Here is a 21,442-nt window from a genome sequence, read left to right on the forward strand (position 1 = left end):
GAAAATTACGATTGGAATTTCAGGGATTCTTCCCTTAATTTTTTATTGGCAAGTTCTAGATCTTTGATCTTGGTCATTGCGGTGATCAATTCATCTCTGGATAAGTTAGTCACGATTGAAGTAGCATCGAATGCTTCTTTAACATTTTTTAATTCCTGTCCAGAGTATTGTATGATTGTCTCATACATACGAATGATCTCATCCGCATTCTCTAATTCTTGTTCATTCAATCTCAGAACTTTCTCATAACCTTTGATAATGTCGTTCTGGATTTTTATCTTTTTTTGTAGTTCCTCGACGGAATCGCTCATCCGATTGCTCCTAAGAATTATCTATTGACAGTGGTCCCTGAAAAACCAATTTGGAATTCGCGGGGACGTAGCTCAGTTGGGAGAGCGTTTGAATGGCATTCAAAAGGTCGGGGGTTCGATTCCCCTCGTCTCCATACGCTCCGCGCAACCTAATAGATAGTTTCTTTTCGTGAACACTGTCAAGACTTATGCAGGACAATCGCTGGACTTTTACAAGCCGAGGTAATCGGAAACGAGACGAAGTACTTTGGCTTCGGGACCCCTTACGTTCTTTCGACCGATCTTTTTCTCCCGAACTATCTTCCGAATATTATCTAACCATTGCGGAAGCTCCCGAAAAATTCTCAGGATTCTCTCCGGAAGAAATCTTCCAATTCCTGAACTCTCGGAAAAAGAAACAGATCCTGATTGCGGAAGGCTTTTCCGCTCGGATACTCTGGCCATTTGTATTAGAGAATCCCGAAAAAGTGAGTTCCGTTTTTCTAATTTTCCCAAATCCATTACCAGTTTCCGGGTATGGCCTTCCCCTTTTAGAAAAGGCGGATTGGTTTCTTAGGAATATTATCCAGATTCCTCGCTTCTTCTTCGATCCTTTCGGCCTGGAAAAAGTTTGGAACGGTTTGGAGAAGGAGGATTTGTACTCCGAAAAGGCGCAGGTTCCTTGCGGGATCATTCTTCCGAGAACGGTCGGACCCTTAGAATCCCAGGCGTCGGCCTTGCAAAATCTTTCCGTCTCTACTTCTGTTTATCGTTGGGAGAACTTACAGTCCAATTTTTCAGAACCTAGCTCGCAAATATTATCTAAAATGTTAGAATCCTTTTTGAAATCTGGTGTGCAAAAACCGGCAAAAAATGGCACTAGGACTAGGTTCTAAAATGTCAGTGCGTAAAATTTTAAAAATCGGCGATCCTCTTCTCAGAAAAACGAGTGAACTCGTAAATCCGGATGAATTGGGCACCAAAGAGTTCAAAAAGCTAATCCGTGATATGTTTGATACAATGAGACATGCGGATGGCGTGGGATTGGCGGCTCCTCAGATCGGGATCTTGAAGAAGATCGTGGTAGTGGGCTCCGAACCGGATGACGAAGCGCCTGCAAGCTCCAAGGTTCCAGAAAGAATACTTCTCAATCCTGAAATCACTCCGATCACTGAATCCGTGGATGGGAATTGGGAAGGTTGTCTTTCCGTTCCTGGCATGAGAGGATACGTAGAAAGACCGAATAAGATCCGAATGAAATGGATGGATGAAAAGGGAGACGCTCACGATGAGGTCATCGAGGGGTATCAAGCAGTCGTCTATCAACATGAATGTGATCATTTAAACGGAGTACTATACGTAGACCGCTTGAAGAGCACCAAAATGTTCGGTTTCAATGATTCCATGGAATTCAGCGGTCCGATCCTGGACTAAAGCCCCTTCTTCTTAATCTAGTTCGCTAAAAGAAATCATATGAAAACTATCCTAGAATACTTCCTATCGAAAACTATCTTCGTTAACCTTCTCACCTTTTTGATCATTTTCTTCGGTGGACTTGCCGCAGTTCGAATGAATCGAGAGGCATTTCCAAATATCAACTTTGATATTGTTTCCGTTTCTACTCTGTATTTGGGAGCTTCTCCCCAAGAGGTAGAGAAGTTAGTCACGAATCCTCTGGAGAAAGCGATCAAGGAAGTGGACGGGATCAAGGAATACAGATCCGCTTCTATCGAAGGAAGATCTGGAATCGTAATCACATTGGATCCGGACACGAAGAATACTCAGAAAGTCGTGGATGATATAAAGTCAGCCATCGATCGAGTGGAAGATCTACCGGAAGAAGCCGAAGATCCGATCGTTACGGAGATCACTACTGCACGTACTCCCGTTATAGAAGTTTCCGTTACTCTGAAAGAAGATGACGGATCCGTTGAGGCGGAGAAGAGGCTACGCCAGCAGGCAAAGATAGTCGAGCAGGCATTGCTGGATATTTCCGGCGTAGCAAAAGTTGCTCGAAGAGGTTGGAGAGAGACGGAGATGCAGGTGGATATTCAACCTGGAAGTCTGAACGGGCTCTATCTGACCGGACAAGATGTAATCAACGCATTAAAAAATCGTAACGTAAACGTTCCTGGCGGAAATATTACCGGCCTGGAAAAAGAAGTTATCCTTAGAACAATCGGAGAATTCGATACTCCGGATGAGATCTCCAAGGTCCATGTAAGAGGAAATGAGATCGGAAATGCAATCCGCATCCAAGACATTGCCAGAGTTACTGAAGGCTTAAGAGAAGCGGACTACGTAGAAAATGTAAACGGAAAGAAGACTGTCGCTCTTACCGTTTTGAAACGACAAAGTTCAGATGCAATCAAAGTAGTGGATGAGGTGAAAAACACCATCCATAAATTCGGCGAAGGCAATCCTGAATTCGAATATGCATTTGTAAACGATCTCTCCAAGTATATTAGAAGAAGATTAAACGTTCTCATTTCGAACGCAACCTTCGGAATGATATTAGTGACCGCGTCCCTCTTCTTCTTCTTGGGATGGAGAGTTGCACTCATGACCGCCTTAGGAATTCCGGTTTCTTTTGGGGCAACATTCATTTTGATGAACCAGTTTGGTCTTACCCTAAATCTGATCTCCATGTTCGGATTGGTTCTGGTCGTAGGTATCTTGGTGGATGATGCCATTATTATCTGCGAGAATGTGTACCGTTATATTGAGGAAGGACTTCCTCCTTATGAAGCGACTCTAAAGGGCACGTTAGAAGTGGTTTCTCCAGTGACTGCTACGGTTACTACTACGATTGCCGCATTTGCTCCTATGCTTTTTATGTCGGGCATCTTTGGGAAGTTCGTATTCAGTATTCCTCTCGTGGTGATCATCGCTCTTTGCGCTTCCCTTTCCGAGGCATTCTTTATTCTTCCGAATCACTTATATGATATTAATAAACGGAATGTAAAGTCGGGAGAGATCAAGGGAGAATCCGGTTGGTTCGCTAGATTCAGAAACACTAAGTACATTCCAGTCCTAAAATATGCTTTGAACCATCCTTGGATCATGAGTTGGGGAGTCTTTGGACTATTGATTGCTAGCTTTGTGATCCTTGCAGGGTATCCTAGGTTCAAACTCTTTCCGGGCTCTGTGGACCAGTTCTATGTAAAGGTCTCTGCAAAAACAGGATCTAGCCTTCCTGAAACGTATCGTTATCTAAAAGTATTGGAACAAGAGATTGCCACGATCCCGAAAGAAGATTTGGAGAATTACGCGACCCGAGTAGGAATCATACAAGCCAATCCAAATGATCCTTTCACGAAACGAGGAAAGCATTTCGGAATGGTAATGGCCTACCTTACTGCCGAAGAGAATAGAAAAAAATGCCATAAGACGGACGATATCATCAAGAGATTGAGAAAGAGAACGCTATGGTTATTGAATGAAACTTCTCGCAAGCAGGAAGAAGAGAAGATCCAAAAAGAAGCACAGGGACAGAAAGACGATTGCGATTCTCACGAACCTGTTGTGATCCCTGAAGAATTTGCTTCCTTAAGAGGAAGACTTCTCTCTTTGGAATACGAAAAAGTTTCAGGCGGTCCACCTGTAGGAAAGCCGGTTGCCATAGAAATACGAGGAGACGATTACGATACTCTTCTGAAGATCGCAGCAAGTTATAAGGATATACTCGCAAAGATCGATGGCGTCGCAGATGTAGCGGATGATTTTAACGAAGGAAAGGACGAAGTCCGAATTCGAGTCAGCGAATCTCTTGCTTCTACTGCGGGAGTTTCGGTGTTCCGAGTCGCTCAGGCCATTAATACTGCATTCCAGGGAACGGTAGCGACCAAGATCAAGCGCACCGACGAAGAAGTAGAAGTAAAGGTTCGTTTTCCAGAAACATATCGTAAATCCGTAGATAGTTTGAACCATGTCTTTGTTTCAAATATCGCAGGAAAGATGATCCCGGTTTCCCGCCTGGTTACCATGCAAAAGAATCCAGGGGTTTCCAATATCAATCACTTGGATGGAAAAAGGCTCGTAACTGTTTCGGCTAACTTAACCGGAAAGAGTACGAATCCTAAACTCGCAAATGCACAAGCAAAGAAACTTGCAGATGAGAAAAAGATTCTCGATCGATATCCTGGATATACGGTCCGATTCGGTGGTGAAAATAAAGACACGGACGAATCCTTTGCCTCTCTTGGGATCGCATTTGGAGCCGCCTTTATTATTATCTATATAATTCTGGCCTCGCTTTTCGGCTCCTTATTGCAACCTGCAGTGGTTGTGAGCGCCATCCCCTTCTCCTTTATTGGAGTGATATTGGCATTTGTCTCTCATGGAGAATATTTCGGATTCCTCGCATTTCTAGGAATTGTAGGACTCGCAGGAGTCGTTGTGAACGATTCCATTGTTCTTGTGGACTTTGCAAATTCATTGCGAAGAGAAAATCCGAATAAAGACATCATGGATGTTCTTTTAGAAACTGGAAATTTGCGTTTGAGAGCTGTAATCCTAACAACGGTAACGACTGTATTAGGATTATTACCGACTGCTTATGGGATTGGTGGATTCGATCCTTTCTTAGTTCCGATGGCGCTTGCATTCGGTTGGGGATTAGCTTTCGCGAGTTTGATCACTCTGATCATGGTCCCAGTTTTCTATCTGCATCTATATAGATACCAAACCTGGTTCTCAGGAAAAATAGAGCAGATCTTCGGCAAAAAACAAAAGATAGCAAGTCCCGCTGTTCATTACTTTGAACCTCAGAGTTACACAACGAGTCCTACAGGTAAAAAGAAAAAATAATCTTATAGCTGCCTTTACAAGGAAGAATAGATTCCTCTCAAAGGCAGCTTATTTGAAATGGAAGGATCGTTTACTTGGGCATGAGCAGGACTGTATTCTCAATCCTGCTTGTCATTTAATACTTCTGGAACTGTCATAAACTTATAGCCCTTATTCAGCATTGCCTGGATAAAGTCCGGAAGGATATAGATAAGTTTCTCGGATTGTCTGGGAGAGCCAAGGTGCATTAGAATAATCGCGCCATTCATCCCGCTCTTGTCTGCTGCCTCCCAACGGTATAGAAAGTCCAACATCTCTTCTTTATTTTTATAATGAGGATTTTGAATGAGCTTTGTTTTTCCGGTAACCGGATCCCTTTTCGTGATGTACTTTTTATAAACGAAGTCGGGAACATCTAGGGAGCCGACAGTATTATTGCTCCAGAAAATATGATTTTCATAGCCTTGGGTTGCAAACACATCCAAGATGATCTGGTCCACTGCTCCGTAAGGAAGTCTATAATACTTCGTTAATGTATCTCCGGTGATCGTCTTGTATTTCTCTTCAACAGAAGTAAGTTCTTCCATAAGAACGTTGAAATCAGGGATCTCGTCGGAAACATAACTTAAAAGCGCTCGTTTTCTAAGAGAAGGCTCTTTCAAACTGCGGGGTAAGTTAAAATGGCTCCAAGTATGATTTCCGAAGACCACCCTTCCCTGAAGATGAGCTAATTTTTTAAGATACAATAAATTCGTCTTGGAGAATAGAGATCCGCCCTTCTTTGCCGGATTCTCATTGGAAACGAAAAGAGTCACCTTGATCGGAAAACGGATCATAAAATCGTAAAGTATCTGAAGATCTTCGCCAGTTCCTAGATCGAAAGTAAGTGCGATCTCCTTGAAATTCGGATTTCCTCGGCTGATATTCTTTCCGATTCCTGGCTTAGGTATGATTTGTTGTAAGGCAGCAAGATTCTTATTTATCTCTTCTGTCATATCTCCTTCTGGAACATCATCCAGAAGAGACGATTTGAAACGAAGTACCTCTTCTTCTCTCTGTTGTTCTTCCAAACGAAGACTCGTAATATCTTCGGAAAGCCCAGTGATTACCTGACTTTGTTTTTCAACTGTGTTTTGGAGAGAATCTAAACGACGAGCAAGTGCAAATACAGTGGTCAGGCTCAAGGCAAGAAAGAAAATAAGAGAGGTACCGATCCGGATCTGACGAAATTTCTTTTCCAAGACCTCGGATTCAATTTCCGTATCTTGGATCTCTCGGATCGTTTTGGATAGAACTGATTCTTCTTCTTCGCTGAGCATCTTAGGCGTCTTTCGTCAACTGACCAAACGAATGAATTTTCCTTTTTTGCCTTGGCGAATCAAGTACTCTGCGTTTTTAGTGAGAGTAAATTTTTCGTCCGTGAGTTTCTCTTCGTCGACATAAATCCCCCCGGATTTGATGATCCTTCTCGCCTCTGAAACGGAAGGAACAAAGCCCAATTTGGCAAGAACCCAGCTAAGCTGAGGAGTTTCACTTTCTGCGAAGAATTCAGGACCAAGCTCTGTTGCCTGGATATTCTCAGGAATGGCCCTAGCCTTAGGATTATGCACCTTATTCCATTCTTCAATTGCCTGAGAATTCGCTTCTGAGGAAGAGAATTGGTCCATTATTAATTTTGCAAGTTCCGTTTTTACTTCCTTAGGATGCAATTCTCCGGATTGGATGCCCTTCTTTCTTTCCGAAACGGATTCCATCGGAAGATCTGTAAGCAATTCGAAATAATTCCACATGAGCTCATCGGAGATGGACATTAACTTTCCGAACATGTCGATCGGTTCTTCAGTGATTCCCACATAATTGCCCAAAGACTTGGACATCTTCTTGACTCCGTCCAAGCCAACTAACAGAGGCAAAGTTAGAACGCATTGTGCTTCTTTTCCGTATTCTCTTTGTAACTCTCTTCCTACAAGAAGGTTGAATTTTTGATCCGTCCCTCCTATCTCTACGTCGGCTTCCATTTCCACAGAGTCATAGCCTTGGACCAACGGATAGAGGAATTCGATGAGTGAAATGGATTGTCCGCTCTTATAACGCTTACTGAAATCGTCTCTCTCCAAGAGTTGAGCCACGCTATACTTGGAAGTTAGAACGAGCACATCCTCGAATTTCAATGTTCCACACCAGGCAGAATTATAAACGATCTTGGTCTTGTCCTTATCTAAGACTCTAAAGACTTGGTTTTGGTAAGTCTCCGAATTCTTGAGCACCTCTTCTTTGGAGAGACGTTTTCTGGTCTCGGATTTTCCTGTAGGATCTCCTATCATGGCGGTAAAATCGCCCAGAAGAAAATTCACTTCATGACCCAATTCCTGAAAATGGCGCAACTTTCTAAGTAGTACGAAATGCCCTAAATGCAAGTCGGGAGCCGTGGGATCGAAACCGGCCTTGATCTTTAATGATTTCTTTTTGGTGAGCTTGGAGGTAAGTTCCTCTTCGCTAATTAGGTCGACGGTGCCTCGTCGGATAAGTTCGATTTGTTTTTTAGGTTCCATTTGGCTCTTTTATTGCAATTTCACCTACCGAAATCAGCGTGTAAAGCAGGAAGACCCGAAATATGCAAAAACACGATCGCAAAAGCCGATTCCAAAAACTCACTGAGGAAAACTTCGACATCCTCATCCTAGGCGGAGGAGCCACCGGAGCTGGCGCCGCTTTGGATGCCAGCCTGAGAGGATTGAAGGTCGCCCTTCTCGAAAAATCGGATTTCGCTTCCGGAACTTCTTCCCGTTCCACCAAACTTATACACGGCGGGGTCCGCTATCTCGCTCAATTCCATTTTAAACTAATCCATGAGGCTCTTACAGAAAGACAAAGGCTTCTGGAAAATGCACCTCACCTGGTCAAACCTCTTCCTTTCATACTTCCTACCTACAAGCTGTATGAAAAACCATATTACAGTATTGGAATGACCATGTATGATATTCTTGCATGGAGAGGAAAGCTTCCCGCTCATAAAAGAGTTTCTAAGGAAGAAGTTCTAAAGGATTTTCCTGCTCTTCAATCGGAAGGACTTACTGGCGGGATTCTCTATTATGATTCTCAGTTCAATGACGCTCGTTTGAATGTAAATCTTGCAAGGGCTGCCGCTAAAGAAGGTGCGCATATTCTGAGTAGGACCGAGCTTCTGTCCTTTCAAAAGAAAGATGGGAAGATCGTGGGAGGAAAGATCAAAGACCTTCTTACGGGAGAAACTGGAATCGTTAAGGCTAAGGTAATCGTAAACACAACCGGACCTTGGGTGGACGATATCCGTTTAAAGGACGATCCAAGAACATACAGAGTGCTTTCTCCGAGCCAAGGAATTCATTTAGTATTTAAGAAGGAAACCATCCCTTGCAATACCGCACTTATTATTCCGAAAACGAAGGATGGACGAGTCGTGTTCCTGATTCCTTGGGAAGACCATGTTGTGCTCGGGACAACAGATACTCCGATCCATGAGGTAACGGAAGATCCTATGCCTCTCGAATCGGAAGTCGATTTCCTATTGCAGACAGGATCCGATTATCTTGCAAAGCCTCTTCAGAAAAAGGATATACTTTCCGTATTTGCCGGGATTCGTCCTCTTATCTCTCCCGAAGGAAACCAAGATACAAAGAATATTTCCAGAGAGGAAGTGATCTTAGTCTCTCCTTCCGGGCTAGTTACTATGGGTGGAGGAAAATGGTCCACTTACAGAAAGATGGCAGAAGATCTGATCGATAGAGTCTTGGTAGAAGGTGGACTCGAGAATTATGGAGGATCCAGAACCGCCACTCATGTATTCCCCGGCAAGGTAGGATACTCGGAGAACTTGTACCAAGAGATCCAAAAGATGTACAAGGTGGGAGAAGAAGGAGCCAAAAGACTCCAGAACTATTACGGAGGAGAAGTTTTTGTAGTGCTCGGAAAATCTCCAACCCCACTGATTAAGGGTGTAGATTACTTCAAAGAAGAAGTGGAATGGTTCCTTAAAGAGGAATTCGCGCTGAGCGTAACAGATGTTCTTGCGAGAAGATTCAGAGTCCAATTCGTAGATCTAAAACTCGCAGCAAAACTTGCCGGACCAATTTCTACGATCTTAGCAAAAGGGCTCGGATGGAAGGAATCAGAAAGAAAAGAGAAAGAAGCAGAAGCGCTTTCTTTGATCGATTCTTTAAAAACGACTTATAACGGAAAGTAATTCAATTTTTAGCAAAAAGTCGCAGTGATTGAGATCTCTTCAAATCTAAACGGCTTTTTGCTTTTGCCGTTTATTAAAACTTTGCTGATCTCGCTTATCTAATTGAATGCTTCGAAAATAAAAATGAGAACGTAAACTCTTCGCTTACGTTCTCATTTGCTTTAGAACAATTCAGTTTATATCGTTCTATTCTTCGATCCGAAGATCAAAATCTCAATCGATATAATCTCTCAGTTTTTTGGAGCGAGACGGGTGACGCAGTCTTCGAAGAGCCTTCGCTTCGATCTGACGAATCCTTTCCCTGGTTACCTTGAATTGGTATCCGACCTCTTCTAATGTCTGAGGATATCCGTCGTCCAAACCGAATCGCATACGAATGACCTTCTGCTCTCTTGCAGGAAGAGTATGAAGAACCTGACGGATCTGCTCTGCGAGAATACTGGAAGCCGCAGAATTCACTGGAGATTCCACATCCTTGTCCTCGATAAAGTCCCCGAGCTCTGAATCTTCTTCTGAACCGACAGGAATCTCGAGAGAAATTGGTTCTCTGGCAACGTTCTTAACTGCTTTTACTTTTTGAACAGGCCATCCCAAACGTTCCGCAATCTCTTCGTTAGAAGGATCTCTACCGAATTCCTGTACGAATAGACGGGTCTCGCGGATCACTTTGTTCACCTGCTCTATCATGTGAACAGGAACACGGATCGTTCTCGCTTGGTCAGAAATAGCACGAGTGATTGCTTGTCTAATCCACCAAGTTGCATAAGTGGAGAATTTATATCCTTTCTTATACTCGAATTTGTCCACAGCCTTGATCAGGCCGATATTCCCTTCCTGGATCAAATCGAAGAAATGCATTCCTCGGTTTGCATATCGTTTTGCGATGGAAACCACGAGACGAAGGTTTGCCTTAACAAGTTCCTTCTTAGCCTGAGCGATCTCTCTTTCGCCCTTGATGATCTTTTCGCCCCAGTCCTTGATCTCTTGGACAGAAGAACCTGCTTCTTGCTCCATACGACGGAGTTTACGCTCATTGTTGCGGATATCCTTGATGACTTCTCGGACCTCATCAATAGAGACTCCCATCATCTTTTCGATATCTTCCAACTTCTCATTCTTCTCAATGAAGCGGTTGAAAGCTTTGATATCTTTTACGTCGTATCCGTACTGAGCCTTGATCTTTAAGAAATGACGATCGATTTCCTTAATTCGGAAGACCATGGATTTGATCTTCTGAGAGATCTTCTGGATCTCTTTCTGGGAAACTCCCAGCTCGCGAACCGCGGTGTCTATGATTCCTTTGGATATATCTATTTTCTCTTTGAACTCTTTGTATTTCTTAGAGTTCTCTGAATACTTGCGGATCCTGGACTGAGCTTCTTGGAGTACTTTTTCTTGCTCTTGGATGACGGAGATATTCTTGAAGAATAATTCTTCTAATTTCTTCGCCTCTTCGGCATTCATCGCGTACATCTTGTCCACACGGACGAGATCGTACACTTTAGTTTTCTTGCTGCGAATCTTAGGAAGAAGTTTGATGAAGTTCGCTCTCAGGATAGAAGAACCTAAGATCGTTTCTTCAATGATCTTCTCTCCCTTCTCGATCTTCTTAGCGAGAAATACTTCTGTCTCTCCGGAGATCAAATTTACTTTTCCGATCTCTTTCAGATACAAACGGATAGGATCTTCCGATCCGCCTGCTGAGGAAGCAGTCTCTTTCTTTTTACGAGCCGGTTTTACTGGAAGAGCCGGATCATCTTTAGGCAAGATAGAAGTTGCCGGCTCCAGAGATTTTCTCGTATATTCTTCTACGATCTCAATTCCCATCTCGTGTAGAAGAGTGAATACATCATCAATCTTCTCCGAGTTTAAGATCTTGTCCGGGAGTATCTCGTTGATCTCGTCGTAGGAAATTTCGCTATTCGCCTTTCCTATCGCAATGATCTTCTGCACTTCCGGCATGCTTTGTAGATTTTCCATTCTGCGGTCCCCTATCTTACGCCCGAGTTCTCATTGCGAATATTCTCTAAGAGTTTCGCCTTCTCGGTCCTATAATATGCCAGTTTAGTAAGCTTTTCCATTTGCTCTAAAGAAGAGTCCGAGTCCAATTCACTCATTCTTTCGTCTATGACGAAGACTCTTTGCTGCTTTAGCAAACCTTGAAAAACTTTTGCTCCTTCTTCAGGAGCCATTTCCGTTTCTTCCAAAAGGAAGGGAGCGATTGCTTCCTTAAATTCACCCGGGATTTCCGAGGAAAGAATGGACGCGGGAGATATTTCTTCCTCGCTCGCGTATCTTGTATATAAAAAGTCCCATAAAAATGCGCTTTTAGGATCCAAGAATTCCAAGGCGGATAATTCCTCGGAAAAATGAAAAAGAGAATTCATTCTGACCAAAAGCGCGATAATCTTGCGTTCGCAACTTTCTGCGGGATTTGGTCCGGACGCTTTCTTTTGCGCTTTTTCCCTATTATTATCGGACCCGGGAGAGGCAAACTTGGCTCCTCCTCCCTTATAATCCCGTAAAACTGCATCCATGCTGATGCCTAATTGTCTGGCTCCCAGGCTTAGGAAGAATTCACGATCGGAGTCCCGATTAAAGCCTTTTAGGAACTGATAGAGATTATTGAGCGCTTTTCTTTTCTTTTCCGGAAGCGCTCTGGAATCCGCCTTTTCCAGGAGTTCTTCTACCACGAAGGAAGAAGCAGGAATCGGCTGGTCTAGTAATTTATGCAATTCTTGGCGGTTCAATTCCTTGGAAAGATCGAATGGATCCTTTCCTTCCGGAAGAAGTACCACAAAACAATCCAACCCTTCTTTTAGACAGAGTTCTGCGGCATGGAGAGCGCCCTTTCTTCCGGCGGAATCCCCGTCTAAGACCAAAAGAAATCGATCGGTGAATTTCTTAATCGTACGAATATGATTTTCGGTAACTGCAGTTCCCATACAAGCGACCGTGTTGTCGATCCCCTTATCTACGAGACCGATCACATCCAAATATCCCTCCACTAAAATCGCAGTTCTCGACTTTTGGATGAATTCTTTGGATTCATGAAGATGATAAAAAGTCCTTCCCTTATCGAATATGGAAGAAGCAGGACTGTTCACGTACTTAGCTTCTTTGCCTGGACCGACTATCCTTCCGGAAAATGCGATCACCCTTCCGGAAAGATCGAAAACTGGGAACATGATCCTTTCTCTAAAGAAATCGTAAGGCTCTTTTCCCTTATCAGATTCTCTGATCAGACCTACTTCGAGTGCTGCCTTTATTTCTTCTCTCGAGGAGAATACTTTTGGGATTAAATTCTGGAATCCGGCAGGAGCAAATCCTAATTGAAATGATTTCTGTATCTCCTCTCCCAATCCGCGAGACGTTAGATACTCTCTTGCGGCAAGGCCCTGTGGTCCTCTTAGATTTTCTTGGAAGAAGTGTAGAGCTTTTCTGTTTACTCTGTAGAGAAGTTCGGTTCTTTCGATCTCCTCTTTTCCTTTTTCTATGATTGGAATGCCCGAGTATTCGGAGAGAACCTCTTTAGCTCGTTGGAAGTCCACCTTCTCATAGCTCATTACGAACTGGAAGATATCGCCAGAGGCCTTACAGCCAAAACAATGATAGAACTGCTTGTCAGTGGAAACATTAAAGGAAGGAGACTTTTCTTGGTGGAATGGACAAAGGCCCACCATGTTTCTCCCTTTTTTTTGCAAAGGTACGAATCGGCTAATATAAGATTCGATGGGAACTTCCCTACGAATACGCTCGATAAATTCCCTTTGGAACTGCAACGCTTTGCCCGCTTAGGAAAGTTTGGATTTTACGATCGCAGAAACCTTTGATCCGTCTATATTCGCGCCTTTGAACTCTGCCATAACTTTTCCCATGACCTTTCCTGTATCTTTGGGACCTGAAGCATTGAGTTCTTGGACAATCTTATCAACTGCAGCACGGATCTGTTCCTCAGGAACATCTGGAGGAAGATAGCTTTTTAGAACTTCAGCCTCTCCCTTTTCTTTATCCGCTAGATCGGATCGATTCGCCTTCTCATACATTTCGATGGCATCGGTCCGTTTTGCATATCCTCGCTTGATGAGTACAATGACCTGTTCATCACTCAATTCCTGAGCGCCATTCTTAGTGAGCTCATATTGAATATCCGCCTTTAATAGGCGTAGAGTGGAAAGAAGAGGTTCCGATTTGGATTTCATGGCCTCTTTTAGGTCGGTGTTGATTTTAATTTGGAGGGACATGCCCGCTCTCTTTTGATCCTCGCTCGGAGAACCGCGGATTAACCGCGGTCTTTACGAGAGAAGAGGCGTTTTTTCTTTTCTAGTTTGCGTTTTGCGGATTCGAGAGCCTTTTTCTTTTTGATGCTTGGCTTTTCATAGAATTCGCGTCTTTTGATCTCGCTCATGATTCCAGCGTTTGCACAATCTCTCTTGAAACGTTTGAGAGCGGATTCGATGGACTCGCCTTCCTTTACAATGATTCCTACCATTCGGTGGAATTCCTCCCTGTCTGGATTCTTTAAGGACCGGATAAACGGTAGCGGCAAAACCTGTTACCGACCAAAATGGACGTACCAATGGTCCGGAGTCTGGGGACAAAGTACCCCGTATTTACTAATTTCTGTTGACCACCCCGGAAGTCAATGCCATTCGGCAGAATTCCAGGCAGGAAAGCCGAATTTTAGACATAATCTAATTCATTCCCAGGACGAGCTTGAAATTAAAGCCCGCAAGACCGAGAACCACTCCGACTCCCACTCCATAGACCAAATGTCCGAAAACGTGAGCGGCGGCCACACTAATCCCCGCCTCTCTGAATTGCTCCAGCGGATGTTTTTGGGCAACCAAGGATACCAGTACAAAACCGACTAAATATCCATGAAAGAAACCCAAGGCTCCTCCTGTGACAATATAAGCGATCAACACATGAGGGGCAAGATTGATGATAAACGCATAGGGAAAGGCAAACATGATCCCAAAGATAATATGAGTGATAATCCCTGGAACCAGAGCTTTGTTCATATCCTTGGTGAAGAAGCTTCCGATCGCACGGATCATGTCCGCGTTCACAGAACCTGCATAATGGATAGACCACATCGAGACAGACATACAAACTGTACCGATGAAGCCTGCGAGCAGGACTAAACCTATTACTTCCATGAATTCCCCCTGCGGAACCTAAGTTCCTTCACTGCGGGGAAAAATTGTAATCTAGAAAAGAAAGACCAGCAAGAACTAAAAGGAAGTTTTCGGGCAGTTTCTGGAGAAGAAATGAAAGATCCGGATTCGGATCTTTATCATCCATATTAGAATATTAAGAAAAGAGTTGAATTAGGCTGCGAAGAAATCGGCCTTTTGGATCTGAGAAATTTCAATGGTTGCTTCTATTCCGAAGTCTCCGTTCTTGATGACCACGTCTCCGTCCATTCTTCTGTTTTTGTCCAGCTCGATCACGGTTCCGTCTTTGAGAGTGAGAATGATATCGATCCCTCTGTAGTTGATATAACGTTCCAAGGTATCTTTAAATTGCGCCGCCCTGTCCTTCATCTTTCCCTCCCGTACGGTTCAATTTACGGTACAAACGTTCATTTCCTGGAGAGAGTTTTTTTAGGAAGAAAATAAAATCAACTGAGAGAAGTAAGACTTTAGTTCGAAAGAAAAGCGGAAGGTACCACACAAAAGTTTAGTACTGATCATCCTCGTCTTGCTGATGAGTGTTCGATCATTCTTCTATTTACGTTTGCAGGAATTTCAAATTTGTTAAAGAGTTTCGGGCAAAGGTTTTAAGAGTTTCTCGTACACTGGTTGAAAGGAATCCAGAGTTTCCGTAAGCTCCAAGAATCGGATCTCATAATCTATGATGAGATGGTTCACTTGAAAAATCACTTCATCGAAGCGGCTCTTTACGATATCCAATCTACAATCCGGACAGAATGTTAAGAAGGATCTGGCGTTGAGGACATAGAGCTTGTCATACGGACGAAGATGGGCTTGGATCACAGACTTTAATTCTTCTAAGATCTCTCCGGACTTCTGCTCTCCCAATAAACGAAAATACTGAGATAGATCCTGGAAGTAAAAATGGGTCAGTACCATTTCTGTACTGAGCGAGTTTTTAACATCTCTTAAGAATTGGTTTGTGAATTCTTCGAATACGTCCGGAATTCTAGGCTTTTGATCCGTGTTTTCCATGTTCTTCTTAAATATCGACTTCTCCTTTTCAAAATTCCAGGCTTTTTCGGAGAATGGATTTCTTTTCCATGGAAGGAAATGCCTGGTCTTTGCTTGTTACTCCCTTATACTTGAAGAGAGTCTGGGCCAGAAATCCCGCTTGTCAGGCAGGCCAGGGGCGATTTTCTATCCGGTAAACCGAAAACGGAACCAAGGAGAGCCATCGTGAGCGCGCATCCCACACAATTAGTGAGTCTTTCTCAATATCTAATCGAGGAACAACTGAAGCTTCCTCAGGCAACGGGAGATTTTACCGCGCTGATGAGCCACTTGGTGTACGCAGCCAAGATCGTTTCCAGAGAAGTACGTAAAGCAGGTCTTTTGGAGAATATATTAGGCTCCACCGACCAAACCAATGTCCAGGGCGAAACAGTGATGAAGTTGGATGAGTATGCAGATAAGATCTTCACTCATACACTTACCCGCTGTGGTCACTTATGCGCTATGGGTAGCGAGGAGCAAGAGGAGATTATTGCGATCCCTAACGGCTACAAAATCGGTAAATATACGATCGCGATCGATCCATTAGATGGATCTTCTAATATTGATGCGAACGTTTCTATCGGAACTATTTTCTCCGTTCATTTAAGGACAACTCCTCAAGGAACTCCAGGAACCAAAGAGGATCTCTTACAAAAAGGTTCCAAGCAAAGAGCGGCAGGATATATCGTATACGGTTCTTCTACCATGCTTGTGCTTTGCGTAGGAAAGGGAGTCTCCGGTTTTACTTTGGATCCATCTTGTGGAGAATTTATTCTTTCTCACCCGGAGATGAAAATGCCTGAGTCTGGTGGAATCTACTCCATCAATGAAGGAAACTATGACTATTGGTCGGATGAAGTGAAGAATTATATTAAGAATATCAAGTCGATCGAAGGCGGAAGAAAGCCTCAGTCTCTTAGATACATCGGTTCTCTCGTAGCGGACTTCCACAGAAACCTATTAAAGGGAGGAATCTTCCTTTATCCGAATGATACCAAGTCTTCCAAGTATCCTAAAGGAAAGCTTAGACTTTTATACGAAGTAGCTCCGATGGCGCTCATCGCAGAACAAGCAGGGGGAATGGCAGTCACTGTAGAAGGGAAAAGAATCCTAGACATGCAGCCGGAAGAATTGCATGAAAGAACGACTTTCGTAGTAGGTTCTAAAAAAGAAGTGGAGCATTTCCTTACCTTCGTTAAATAATTTCCTACCTTCACTTGGGTCTTCCGATCAAAGGAAGGCCCAAATTACCCCTTCTTTTCTTTTACTTTTCTAAAACAGACAAAAAAGAAATTCCTTTTGGTGATTCGACTGAGAATCTACTTTTATTCTCTTCCTTTTTGAAACTCAAAATATCGTCGCAAAATAAAAGTGAGATTTAAGATCCACTGCCCAGTTATATTCAAAAAATATATTAAGCCTGAGACTTATGGAATTCCCAAGCGCTGGAAACGATTGTCTCAATATTTGCAAATTGGGGATCCCATCCGAGGACCTTCTTTGCCTTAGTATTGTCTGCAATCAAAATGGCTGGATCCCCTTCTCTTCTTGGGCCGATCTTGTATTCTAACTTCTTGCCTGATATCTTTTCCACGGTTTGGATGATTTCTAAAACGCTGAAGCCAGTGCCAATTCCGAGATTAAAAAAGTCGGAAGAGCCGCCATTTTGCAAATATTTCAAACCCAAATAATGAGCCTGGGCCAAGTCCATTACATGAATATAATCTCTAACCGCTGTCCCGTCTTTGGTATCGTAATCCTTCCCATTTACGACTAATTGATTTCTTTTACCCAATGCATTTTCAATCACAATCGGAAGAAGATGGGTTTCGGGATCATGCTCTTCTCCTATATCCAGATCGGAACCCGATGCATTGAAATAACGAAGTGCAACATACTTTAGGTCGTAGGCCTTGGAATAATCCTCCAATACCTTTTCAATCATCAGCTTGGACCAGCCATACGGATTGATAGGGCTCTGAGGATTTGTTTCCACAATAGGGACTTGAGTGACGGCTCCATAGGTCGCGCAAGTTGAAGAAAAAATGAAATTCTTCACTTGGTGGCGAAGCATTGTCTCTAGAAGATTAATGGTCCCGACAAGATTGTTAATATAATATTTTTGAGGATCAAGAACGGATTCACCAACGTAGGCAAATGCAGCGAAATGGATCACTGCCTCTATTTCATTTTCTTGAAATAGTTTTTCGAGGTCTTCTTTATGTAAAAGATCTCCCTGGATGAAGGTCCCCCATTTTACCGACTTCATATGCCCGTTAGATAAATTATCGAAAACGATGGTATCCACACCTTGCTTGTGTAGATATTTATTCATGTGAGAGCCGATGTATCCGGCTCCTCCGGTAACTAGGATTTTCTTCATAGGGATTTTTACCTTTTTCTATCCGTACATGAAATTGTAAAAAGGAATTTCATGGTTCTAAATGCAGTTCCGCCAAAGATTAGAATCCTTTGATAAAAGTCATCGTCTGCGCTTTGTTTAGAGACCTATTGCGGATTGACCGTTTCATTTTTATCATCGATCCTAAATATAGGAGAAGAACGATGAAATTCATTAATTCAGGCTTTTTTGATCGTGCCTTTAGAGTCTTATTGGGAACAGGCTTGATTGCCTGGGCCTTCTTTACCAACGAATGGTACAAGATACCTCTCTTTGCGATCGGTTGCATTCCTTTGGTTACTGGTATAATCGGTTGGTGCCCGATCTATTCAGTATTAGGCATCAACACTCGCTTTCACGCGCACAAGAAGTGAGAATTCAATTTTACTGGGGATGAAGACAATCCCTGGTAAAATTTCAGAAATTTTTCTTTCTACTTAAGGATTCCTTTAAGCTAAGAAAATCGGATAAAACAAAAATAATCGTGATAAAGGAAACAATCGCTTCCAAGATCACTAAAATCTCGGATTCAGTCGTCTCAGGAATAATCTTAATGATCCCTATATTCGTGAAGATCATTAAACTAAAATAGAAGAACTTAAAAGAAAGCGCTGTATTCGCAGCCTCGATCGGCAATCCGGAGAAAGACTTAGGATCGATCCGAAAGAGACAGAAATAGTCTATTCCAAAAGACAAAATGATCATGCTGATGTTTACAGCAATGAACACCAAAAATTCATAATATCTAACTTCCAGCTCAGAGAACTCGGAGATCTTCTTGAAACCTTTGATAAAGAAATACACCGATTTTACGCCCGCGAGAAAAATGATGAGATACGTGATATTTAACCCTGAAAATTCGATCTCGTCCAAGTAGATAACGAATAGTCCGAAGGAAATCAACACGCTGTATTCGAGTAAGCTTTTAATAATATTCTTAAGAATGAATCTGTCTATCGTCATTCCAATCCTTCCGACCTAGATCTTGACTCTTTTATAAAAGAAATGTTTGGCTACTTCCGCCATGGTCACATAAAGTAATATGATCCCAAACAGGATTCCCAAGAACTCTAACGGCAATGGTGCTAACTCAAACACCTCCGCAATTGGAGTATAAGGAAGAAGGATGGTGGCAAAGATCACGAGCAAAGTCACAATGAACAATGGTCTTCCTGGTTTACTTCGAAAGAATAGATTTCTAGTCCGTATCACAAGCACGATGAGAGAAGCCGAAACAACGGATTCTATAAACCAACCACTCCTGAATTGCTCAGGGTCCACATGCAAGACCCACTGTAAAACTCCGAAGGTTAAATAATCGAAGAAGGAACTGACTAATCCGAATACGAGCATGAATTTTCGAATCACAGAAATATCCCAGCGTTTGGGAGAAGAGATCATTTCTGTATCTACTTGATCCGTTGCAATCGTCATCTCCGGAAAATCGGTCAAAAAATTTGTAAGCAAGATCTGTTTCGGAAGTAAAGGTAAGAAAGGAAGAAACAAGGATGCTCCCGCCATACTAAACATATTTCCGAAATTGGCGCTGGTTGCCATGAAGACGTATTTTAAGGTATTTGCAAATGTAACTCTCCCTTGCTTGACCCCTTCTACTAATACTTCTAGATCTTTTTCTAATAGAACTATATCTGCTGCATTCTTGGCAACGTCTACCGCTGTCTCGACTGAGATTCCCACATCTGCGGAATGAAGAGCTGATACATCGTTGATCCCATCTCCGATATAACCTACAACGTTTCCGGCTTTCTTGAGAGCGATAATGATCCTTTCTTTGCAATTTGGTTCTATCTCAGCAAATATATTCACATCGCCTACTAAATGGATCAAAGCCTCATCGCTAACACGATTCAACTCTTCTCCATACAAGGCTTTGGGCTGATCGAGTCCTATTTGCGAACAAAGGGATCGAGCCACATGTCGGTTATCACCCGTAATTACCTTTAAAGAAACTCCCAGATTACGTAAAGAAGCGATGGTCTCATGCACTTTTGGTTTAGGTGGATCATGAAAAACTAATAAACCTAAAAACACCATTCCTTCTTCATCGGATTTAGATACCCGGGAGGAACTTCCTATTTGCTTGCTTGCAATTCCCAAGATCCGAAATCCTTGTGCACTCAGATCCTCGTATAACTTTTGTATTTTCTCCCGAACTGCTTCCAAGGAAACTTGAGCACTCTGGCCTTCCCTTACGAACTTGCAAACATCCAGAATATTCGTAAGAGCACCCTTAGTGACCAAAAGATGAGATCCTTTGTGAGACACTAGGATACTTAATCTTTTTCGAATAAAATCATAAGGGATTTCATCCGTCTTGGTATAATCGGATAGATCATAATTTAGATCCTTACGGATCGCCTCATCAATCGAATTGATAAAACCAGTCTCGAAGGATGCATTAATGAATGCGTGAAGAGAAACTTCCTCACTTTTGTCTCCATTCGAGTTTAGAGAAGAATGGAATTGCACGGTTCCTTCCGTAAGAGTTCCGGTCTTATCAGAACAGATCACATTCATATTTCCGAAATTCTCGATCGCGGACAGACGCTTTACGATTACCTTATTCTCCGCCATTTTCTTGGCACCATGAGAAAGATTGATGCTAATGATTGCAGGTAAGAGTTGAGGAGTTAAACCTACGGAAAGCGCGAGAGAAAAGAGAAACGCATCCAGAACAGGACGCTCTAAAAACACGTTAATCACAAAAATACCAAGCACTAAAAGCAAAGTAATATGAAGAAGAAAGTATCCGAACTTCTTTACTCCTACTTCGAATTCGTTTTCGGGAGGTCGCAATTTCAATCTTTCGGAGATACTTCCGAATTCTGTATCCTTGCCTGTCTTTACGACTAAGGCCTTTGCCTGGCCGCTAATGATATGAGTTCCCATCCAAAGAGAATTGATCCTCTTTGCCAAAGGAGTCTCTGGAGGAAGTTCATTTACCGACTTTTCTACAGGAAAGGTCTCTCCAGTGAGAGTCGCCTCATTCACGAACAGATCCTTGGATTCCAGAAGAATGCTGTCTGCAGGAATGATATTCCCCGCACTTAAATTTAAAATATCGCCGGGAACTATATTATCTAAAGGTAATTCAGTCGCAGAGCCCTCTCTGAAAACGGATACCGTGATTTGCACCATTGCGAGAAGTTTTTCGACCGCATTCATGGCGCCGTATTCCTGCCAAAAACCCAAGAGTCCGCTCGCCAAAACGATTCCTAAAATGATGATCGCATCTGCTGCGTCCTGAACGATAACGGAGAGCCCCGCTGCCATAAAAAGAAGAAGAATGATCGGGCTCTTGAATTGATTCAGCAAAAGGCCGAGAGCGGAAGTTTTTTCCTTAGCAGTCAATCGATTCTCTCCAAATCTACTTAGGCGCTCTTTGGCCTCAGCATTGGACAAACCTTTCAGAGAGGAATCTAGTTCCTTTAGACAGTTTTCAGGAGATAGGGACCAAAATGAGGAGAGAGAATTCGTTTCATTCATAATGTTTCAGAAAAATTCA

The 21,442-nt window shown here is 42.8% G+C and carries 19 protein-coding genes and 1 tRNA gene; 7 read left to right on the forward strand and 13 right to left on the reverse strand.

Annotated elements, in window-relative coordinates; all coding sequences use genetic code 11:
- Positions 1-5 precede the first annotated feature (5 nt).
- On the reverse strand, positions 6-311 hold the full coding sequence (locus tag EHO59_RS14875; RefSeq protein ID WP_135589252.1) for a hypothetical protein: 306 nt from the start codon (positions 309-311) through the stop codon (positions 6-8).
- A gap of 61 nt (positions 312-372) precedes the next feature.
- On the opposite strand from EHO59_RS14875, the gene EHO59_RS14880 reads away from it, so the two are divergent.
- From EHO59_RS14880 to EHO59_RS14895, 4 genes are all read left to right on the forward strand, one after another.
- Positions 373-445 (forward strand) — tRNA-Ala (locus EHO59_RS14880).
- Positions 446-499: 54 nt separating this feature from the next.
- Positions 500-1,186 (forward strand): hypothetical protein, encoded by a 687-nt coding sequence (locus tag EHO59_RS14885; RefSeq protein WP_135589253.1) that lies wholly within the window; start codon positions 500-502, stop codon positions 1,184-1,186.
- Between the two features lies 1 nt (position 1,187).
- Positions 1,188-1,724, forward strand: coding sequence for a peptide deformylase (gene def, locus EHO59_RS14890; protein WP_135589254.1), 537 nt, complete (start codon positions 1,188-1,190; stop codon positions 1,722-1,724).
- 39 nt (positions 1,725-1,763) lie between these two features.
- Positions 1,764-5,099 carry an efflux RND transporter permease subunit gene (locus EHO59_RS14895; RefSeq protein WP_135589255.1) on the forward strand — a complete coding sequence of 1,112 codons (3,336 nt, stop codon included), beginning with the start codon at positions 1,764-1,766 and terminating at the stop codon, positions 5,097-5,099.
- Positions 5,100-5,197: 98 nt separating this feature from the next.
- Here the strand turns inward: EHO59_RS14895 and EHO59_RS14900 are convergent, their stop codons facing one another.
- A complete protein-coding gene (locus EHO59_RS14900) occupies positions 5,198-6,397 on the reverse strand; it encodes a polysaccharide deacetylase family protein (protein ID WP_135589256.1) in 1,200 nt (399 codons plus the stop codon).
- Positions 6,398-6,412: 15 nt separating this feature from the next.
- Positions 6,413-7,630, reverse strand: a complete 1,218-nt coding sequence (gene tyrS / locus EHO59_RS14905) for a tyrosine--tRNA ligase (protein ID WP_135589257.1) — start codon at positions 7,628-7,630, stop codon at positions 6,413-6,415.
- 62 nt (positions 7,631-7,692) lie between these two features.
- On the opposite strand from tyrS, the gene EHO59_RS14910 reads away from it, so the two are divergent.
- A complete protein-coding gene (locus EHO59_RS14910) occupies positions 7,693-9,300 on the forward strand; it encodes a glycerol-3-phosphate dehydrogenase/oxidase (protein WP_135589258.1) in 1,608 nt (535 codons plus the stop codon).
- A 213-nt stretch (positions 9,301-9,513) separates the two neighbouring features.
- Here the strand turns inward: EHO59_RS14910 and rpoD are convergent, their stop codons facing one another.
- The 7 genes from rpoD to EHO59_RS14945 form a co-directional block, all read right to left on the reverse strand.
- On the reverse strand, positions 9,514-11,280 hold the full coding sequence (gene rpoD, locus EHO59_RS14915) for an RNA polymerase sigma factor RpoD (RefSeq protein ID WP_008589554.1): 1,767 nt from the start codon (positions 11,278-11,280) through the stop codon (positions 9,514-9,516).
- An 11-nt stretch (positions 11,281-11,291) separates the two neighbouring features.
- Positions 11,292-13,082, reverse strand: coding sequence for a DNA primase (gene dnaG, locus EHO59_RS14920; RefSeq protein WP_135589259.1), 1,791 nt, complete (start codon positions 13,080-13,082; stop codon positions 11,292-11,294).
- A gap of 12 nt (positions 13,083-13,094) precedes the next feature.
- Positions 13,095-13,544, reverse strand: coding sequence for a GatB/YqeY domain-containing protein (locus EHO59_RS14925; RefSeq protein ID WP_135589260.1), 450 nt, complete (start codon positions 13,542-13,544; stop codon positions 13,095-13,097).
- A 38-nt stretch (positions 13,545-13,582) separates the two neighbouring features.
- On the reverse strand, positions 13,583-13,792 hold the full coding sequence (rpsU, locus tag EHO59_RS14930) for a 30S ribosomal protein S21 (RefSeq protein ID WP_008591132.1): 210 nt from the start codon (positions 13,790-13,792) through the stop codon (positions 13,583-13,585).
- 202 nt (positions 13,793-13,994) lie between these two features.
- Positions 13,995-14,462: a hypothetical protein gene (locus EHO59_RS14935; protein WP_135589261.1), complete on the reverse strand. Its 468-nt coding sequence runs from the start codon at positions 14,460-14,462 to the stop codon at positions 13,995-13,997.
- Positions 14,463-14,633: 171 nt separating this feature from the next.
- Positions 14,634-14,849 (reverse strand): hypothetical protein, encoded by a 216-nt coding sequence (locus EHO59_RS14940; RefSeq protein WP_135589262.1) that lies wholly within the window; start codon positions 14,847-14,849, stop codon positions 14,634-14,636.
- Positions 14,850-15,062: 213 nt separating this feature from the next.
- A complete protein-coding gene (locus tag EHO59_RS14945) occupies positions 15,063-15,494 on the reverse strand; it encodes a hypothetical protein (protein WP_135589263.1) in 432 nt (143 codons plus the stop codon).
- A 204-nt stretch (positions 15,495-15,698) separates the two neighbouring features.
- Here EHO59_RS14945 and fbp point away from each other — a divergent pair, with 204 nt between their 5' ends.
- Entirely contained in the window at positions 15,699-16,718 is a 1,020-nt protein-coding gene (fbp, locus tag EHO59_RS14950) for a class 1 fructose-bisphosphatase (protein WP_135589264.1), read from the forward strand.
- Positions 16,719-16,929: 211 nt separating this feature from the next.
- Here the strand turns inward: fbp and galE are convergent, their stop codons facing one another.
- Positions 16,930-17,898: a UDP-glucose 4-epimerase GalE gene (gene galE, locus EHO59_RS14955; RefSeq protein ID WP_135589265.1), complete on the reverse strand. Its 969-nt coding sequence runs from the start codon at positions 17,896-17,898 to the stop codon at positions 16,930-16,932.
- Positions 17,899-18,080: 182 nt separating this feature from the next.
- On the opposite strand from galE, the gene EHO59_RS14960 reads away from it, so the two are divergent.
- A complete protein-coding gene (locus EHO59_RS14960; RefSeq protein WP_135589266.1) occupies positions 18,081-18,290 on the forward strand; it encodes a YgaP family membrane protein in 210 nt (69 codons plus the stop codon).
- A gap of 43 nt (positions 18,291-18,333) precedes the next feature.
- Here the strand turns inward: EHO59_RS14960 and EHO59_RS14965 are convergent, their stop codons facing one another.
- Positions 18,334-18,879: an ion transporter gene (locus EHO59_RS14965; protein WP_135589267.1), complete on the reverse strand. Its 546-nt coding sequence runs from the start codon at positions 18,877-18,879 to the stop codon at positions 18,334-18,336.
- A 15-nt stretch (positions 18,880-18,894) separates the two neighbouring features.
- The gene (mgtA, locus tag EHO59_RS14970; RefSeq protein WP_425460246.1) at positions 18,895-21,423 is read right to left on the reverse strand and encodes a magnesium-translocating P-type ATPase; all 2,529 of its coding nucleotides are present in this window, start codon (positions 21,421-21,423) and stop codon (positions 18,895-18,897) included.
- Positions 21,424-21,442: the final 19 nt, after the last annotated feature.

Origin of the sequence: Leptospira semungkisensis (assembly GCF_004770055.1) — a bacterium.
GTDB classification, from domain to species: Bacteria; Spirochaetota; Leptospiria; order Leptospirales; family Leptospiraceae; genus Leptospira_B; species Leptospira_B semungkisensis.

What these genes read in the sequence shown, in the direction of transcription:
- EHO59_RS14875 (WP_135589252.1), bottom strand. Translation starts at nt 311, where the DNA reads ATGAGCGATTCCGTCGAGGAACTACAAAAAAAGATAAAAATCCAGAAC.
- EHO59_RS14885 (WP_135589253.1), top strand. Translation starts at nt 500, where the DNA reads ATGCAGGACAATCGCTGGACTTTTACAAGCCGAGGTAATCGGAAACGA.
- def (WP_135589254.1), top strand. Translation starts at nt 1,188, where the DNA reads ATGTCAGTGCGTAAAATTTTAAAAATCGGCGATCCTCTTCTCAGAAAA.
- EHO59_RS14895 (WP_135589255.1), top strand. Translation starts at nt 1,764, where the DNA reads ATGAAAACTATCCTAGAATACTTCCTATCGAAAACTATCTTCGTTAAC.
- EHO59_RS14900 (WP_135589256.1), bottom strand. Translation starts at nt 6,397, where the DNA reads ATGCTCAGCGAAGAAGAAGAATCAGTTCTATCCAAAACGATCCGAGAG.
- tyrS (WP_135589257.1), bottom strand. Translation starts at nt 7,630, where the DNA reads ATGGAACCTAAAAAACAAATCGAACTTATCCGACGAGGCACCGTCGAC.
- EHO59_RS14910 (WP_135589258.1), top strand. Translation starts at nt 7,693, where the DNA reads ATGCAAAAACACGATCGCAAAAGCCGATTCCAAAAACTCACTGAGGAA.
- rpoD (WP_008589554.1), bottom strand. Translation starts at nt 11,280, where the DNA reads ATGGAAAATCTACAAAGCATGCCGGAAGTGCAGAAGATCATTGCGATA.
- EHO59_RS14925 (WP_135589260.1), bottom strand. Translation starts at nt 13,544, where the DNA reads ATGTCCCTCCAAATTAAAATCAACACCGACCTAAAAGAGGCCATGAAA.
- rpsU (WP_008591132.1), bottom strand. Translation starts at nt 13,792, where the DNA reads ATGGTAGGAATCATTGTAAAGGAAGGCGAGTCCATCGAATCCGCTCTC.
- EHO59_RS14935 (WP_135589261.1), bottom strand. Translation starts at nt 14,462, where the DNA reads ATGGAAGTAATAGGTTTAGTCCTGCTCGCAGGCTTCATCGGTACAGTT.
- EHO59_RS14940 (WP_135589262.1), bottom strand. Translation starts at nt 14,849, where the DNA reads ATGAAGGACAGGGCGGCGCAATTTAAAGATACCTTGGAACGTTATATC.
- EHO59_RS14945 (WP_135589263.1), bottom strand. Translation starts at nt 15,494, where the DNA reads ATGGAAAACACGGATCAAAAGCCTAGAATTCCGGACGTATTCGAAGAA.
- galE (WP_135589265.1), bottom strand. Translation starts at nt 17,898, where the DNA reads ATGAAGAAAATCCTAGTTACCGGAGGAGCCGGATACATCGGCTCTCAC.
- EHO59_RS14960 (WP_135589266.1), top strand. Translation starts at nt 18,081, where the DNA reads ATGAAATTCATTAATTCAGGCTTTTTTGATCGTGCCTTTAGAGTCTTA.
- EHO59_RS14965 (WP_135589267.1), bottom strand. Translation starts at nt 18,879, where the DNA reads ATGACGATAGACAGATTCATTCTTAAGAATATTATTAAAAGCTTACTC.
- mgtA (WP_425460246.1), bottom strand. Translation starts at nt 21,423, where the DNA reads ATGAATGAAACGAATTCTCTCTCCTCATTTTGGTCCCTATCTCCTGAA.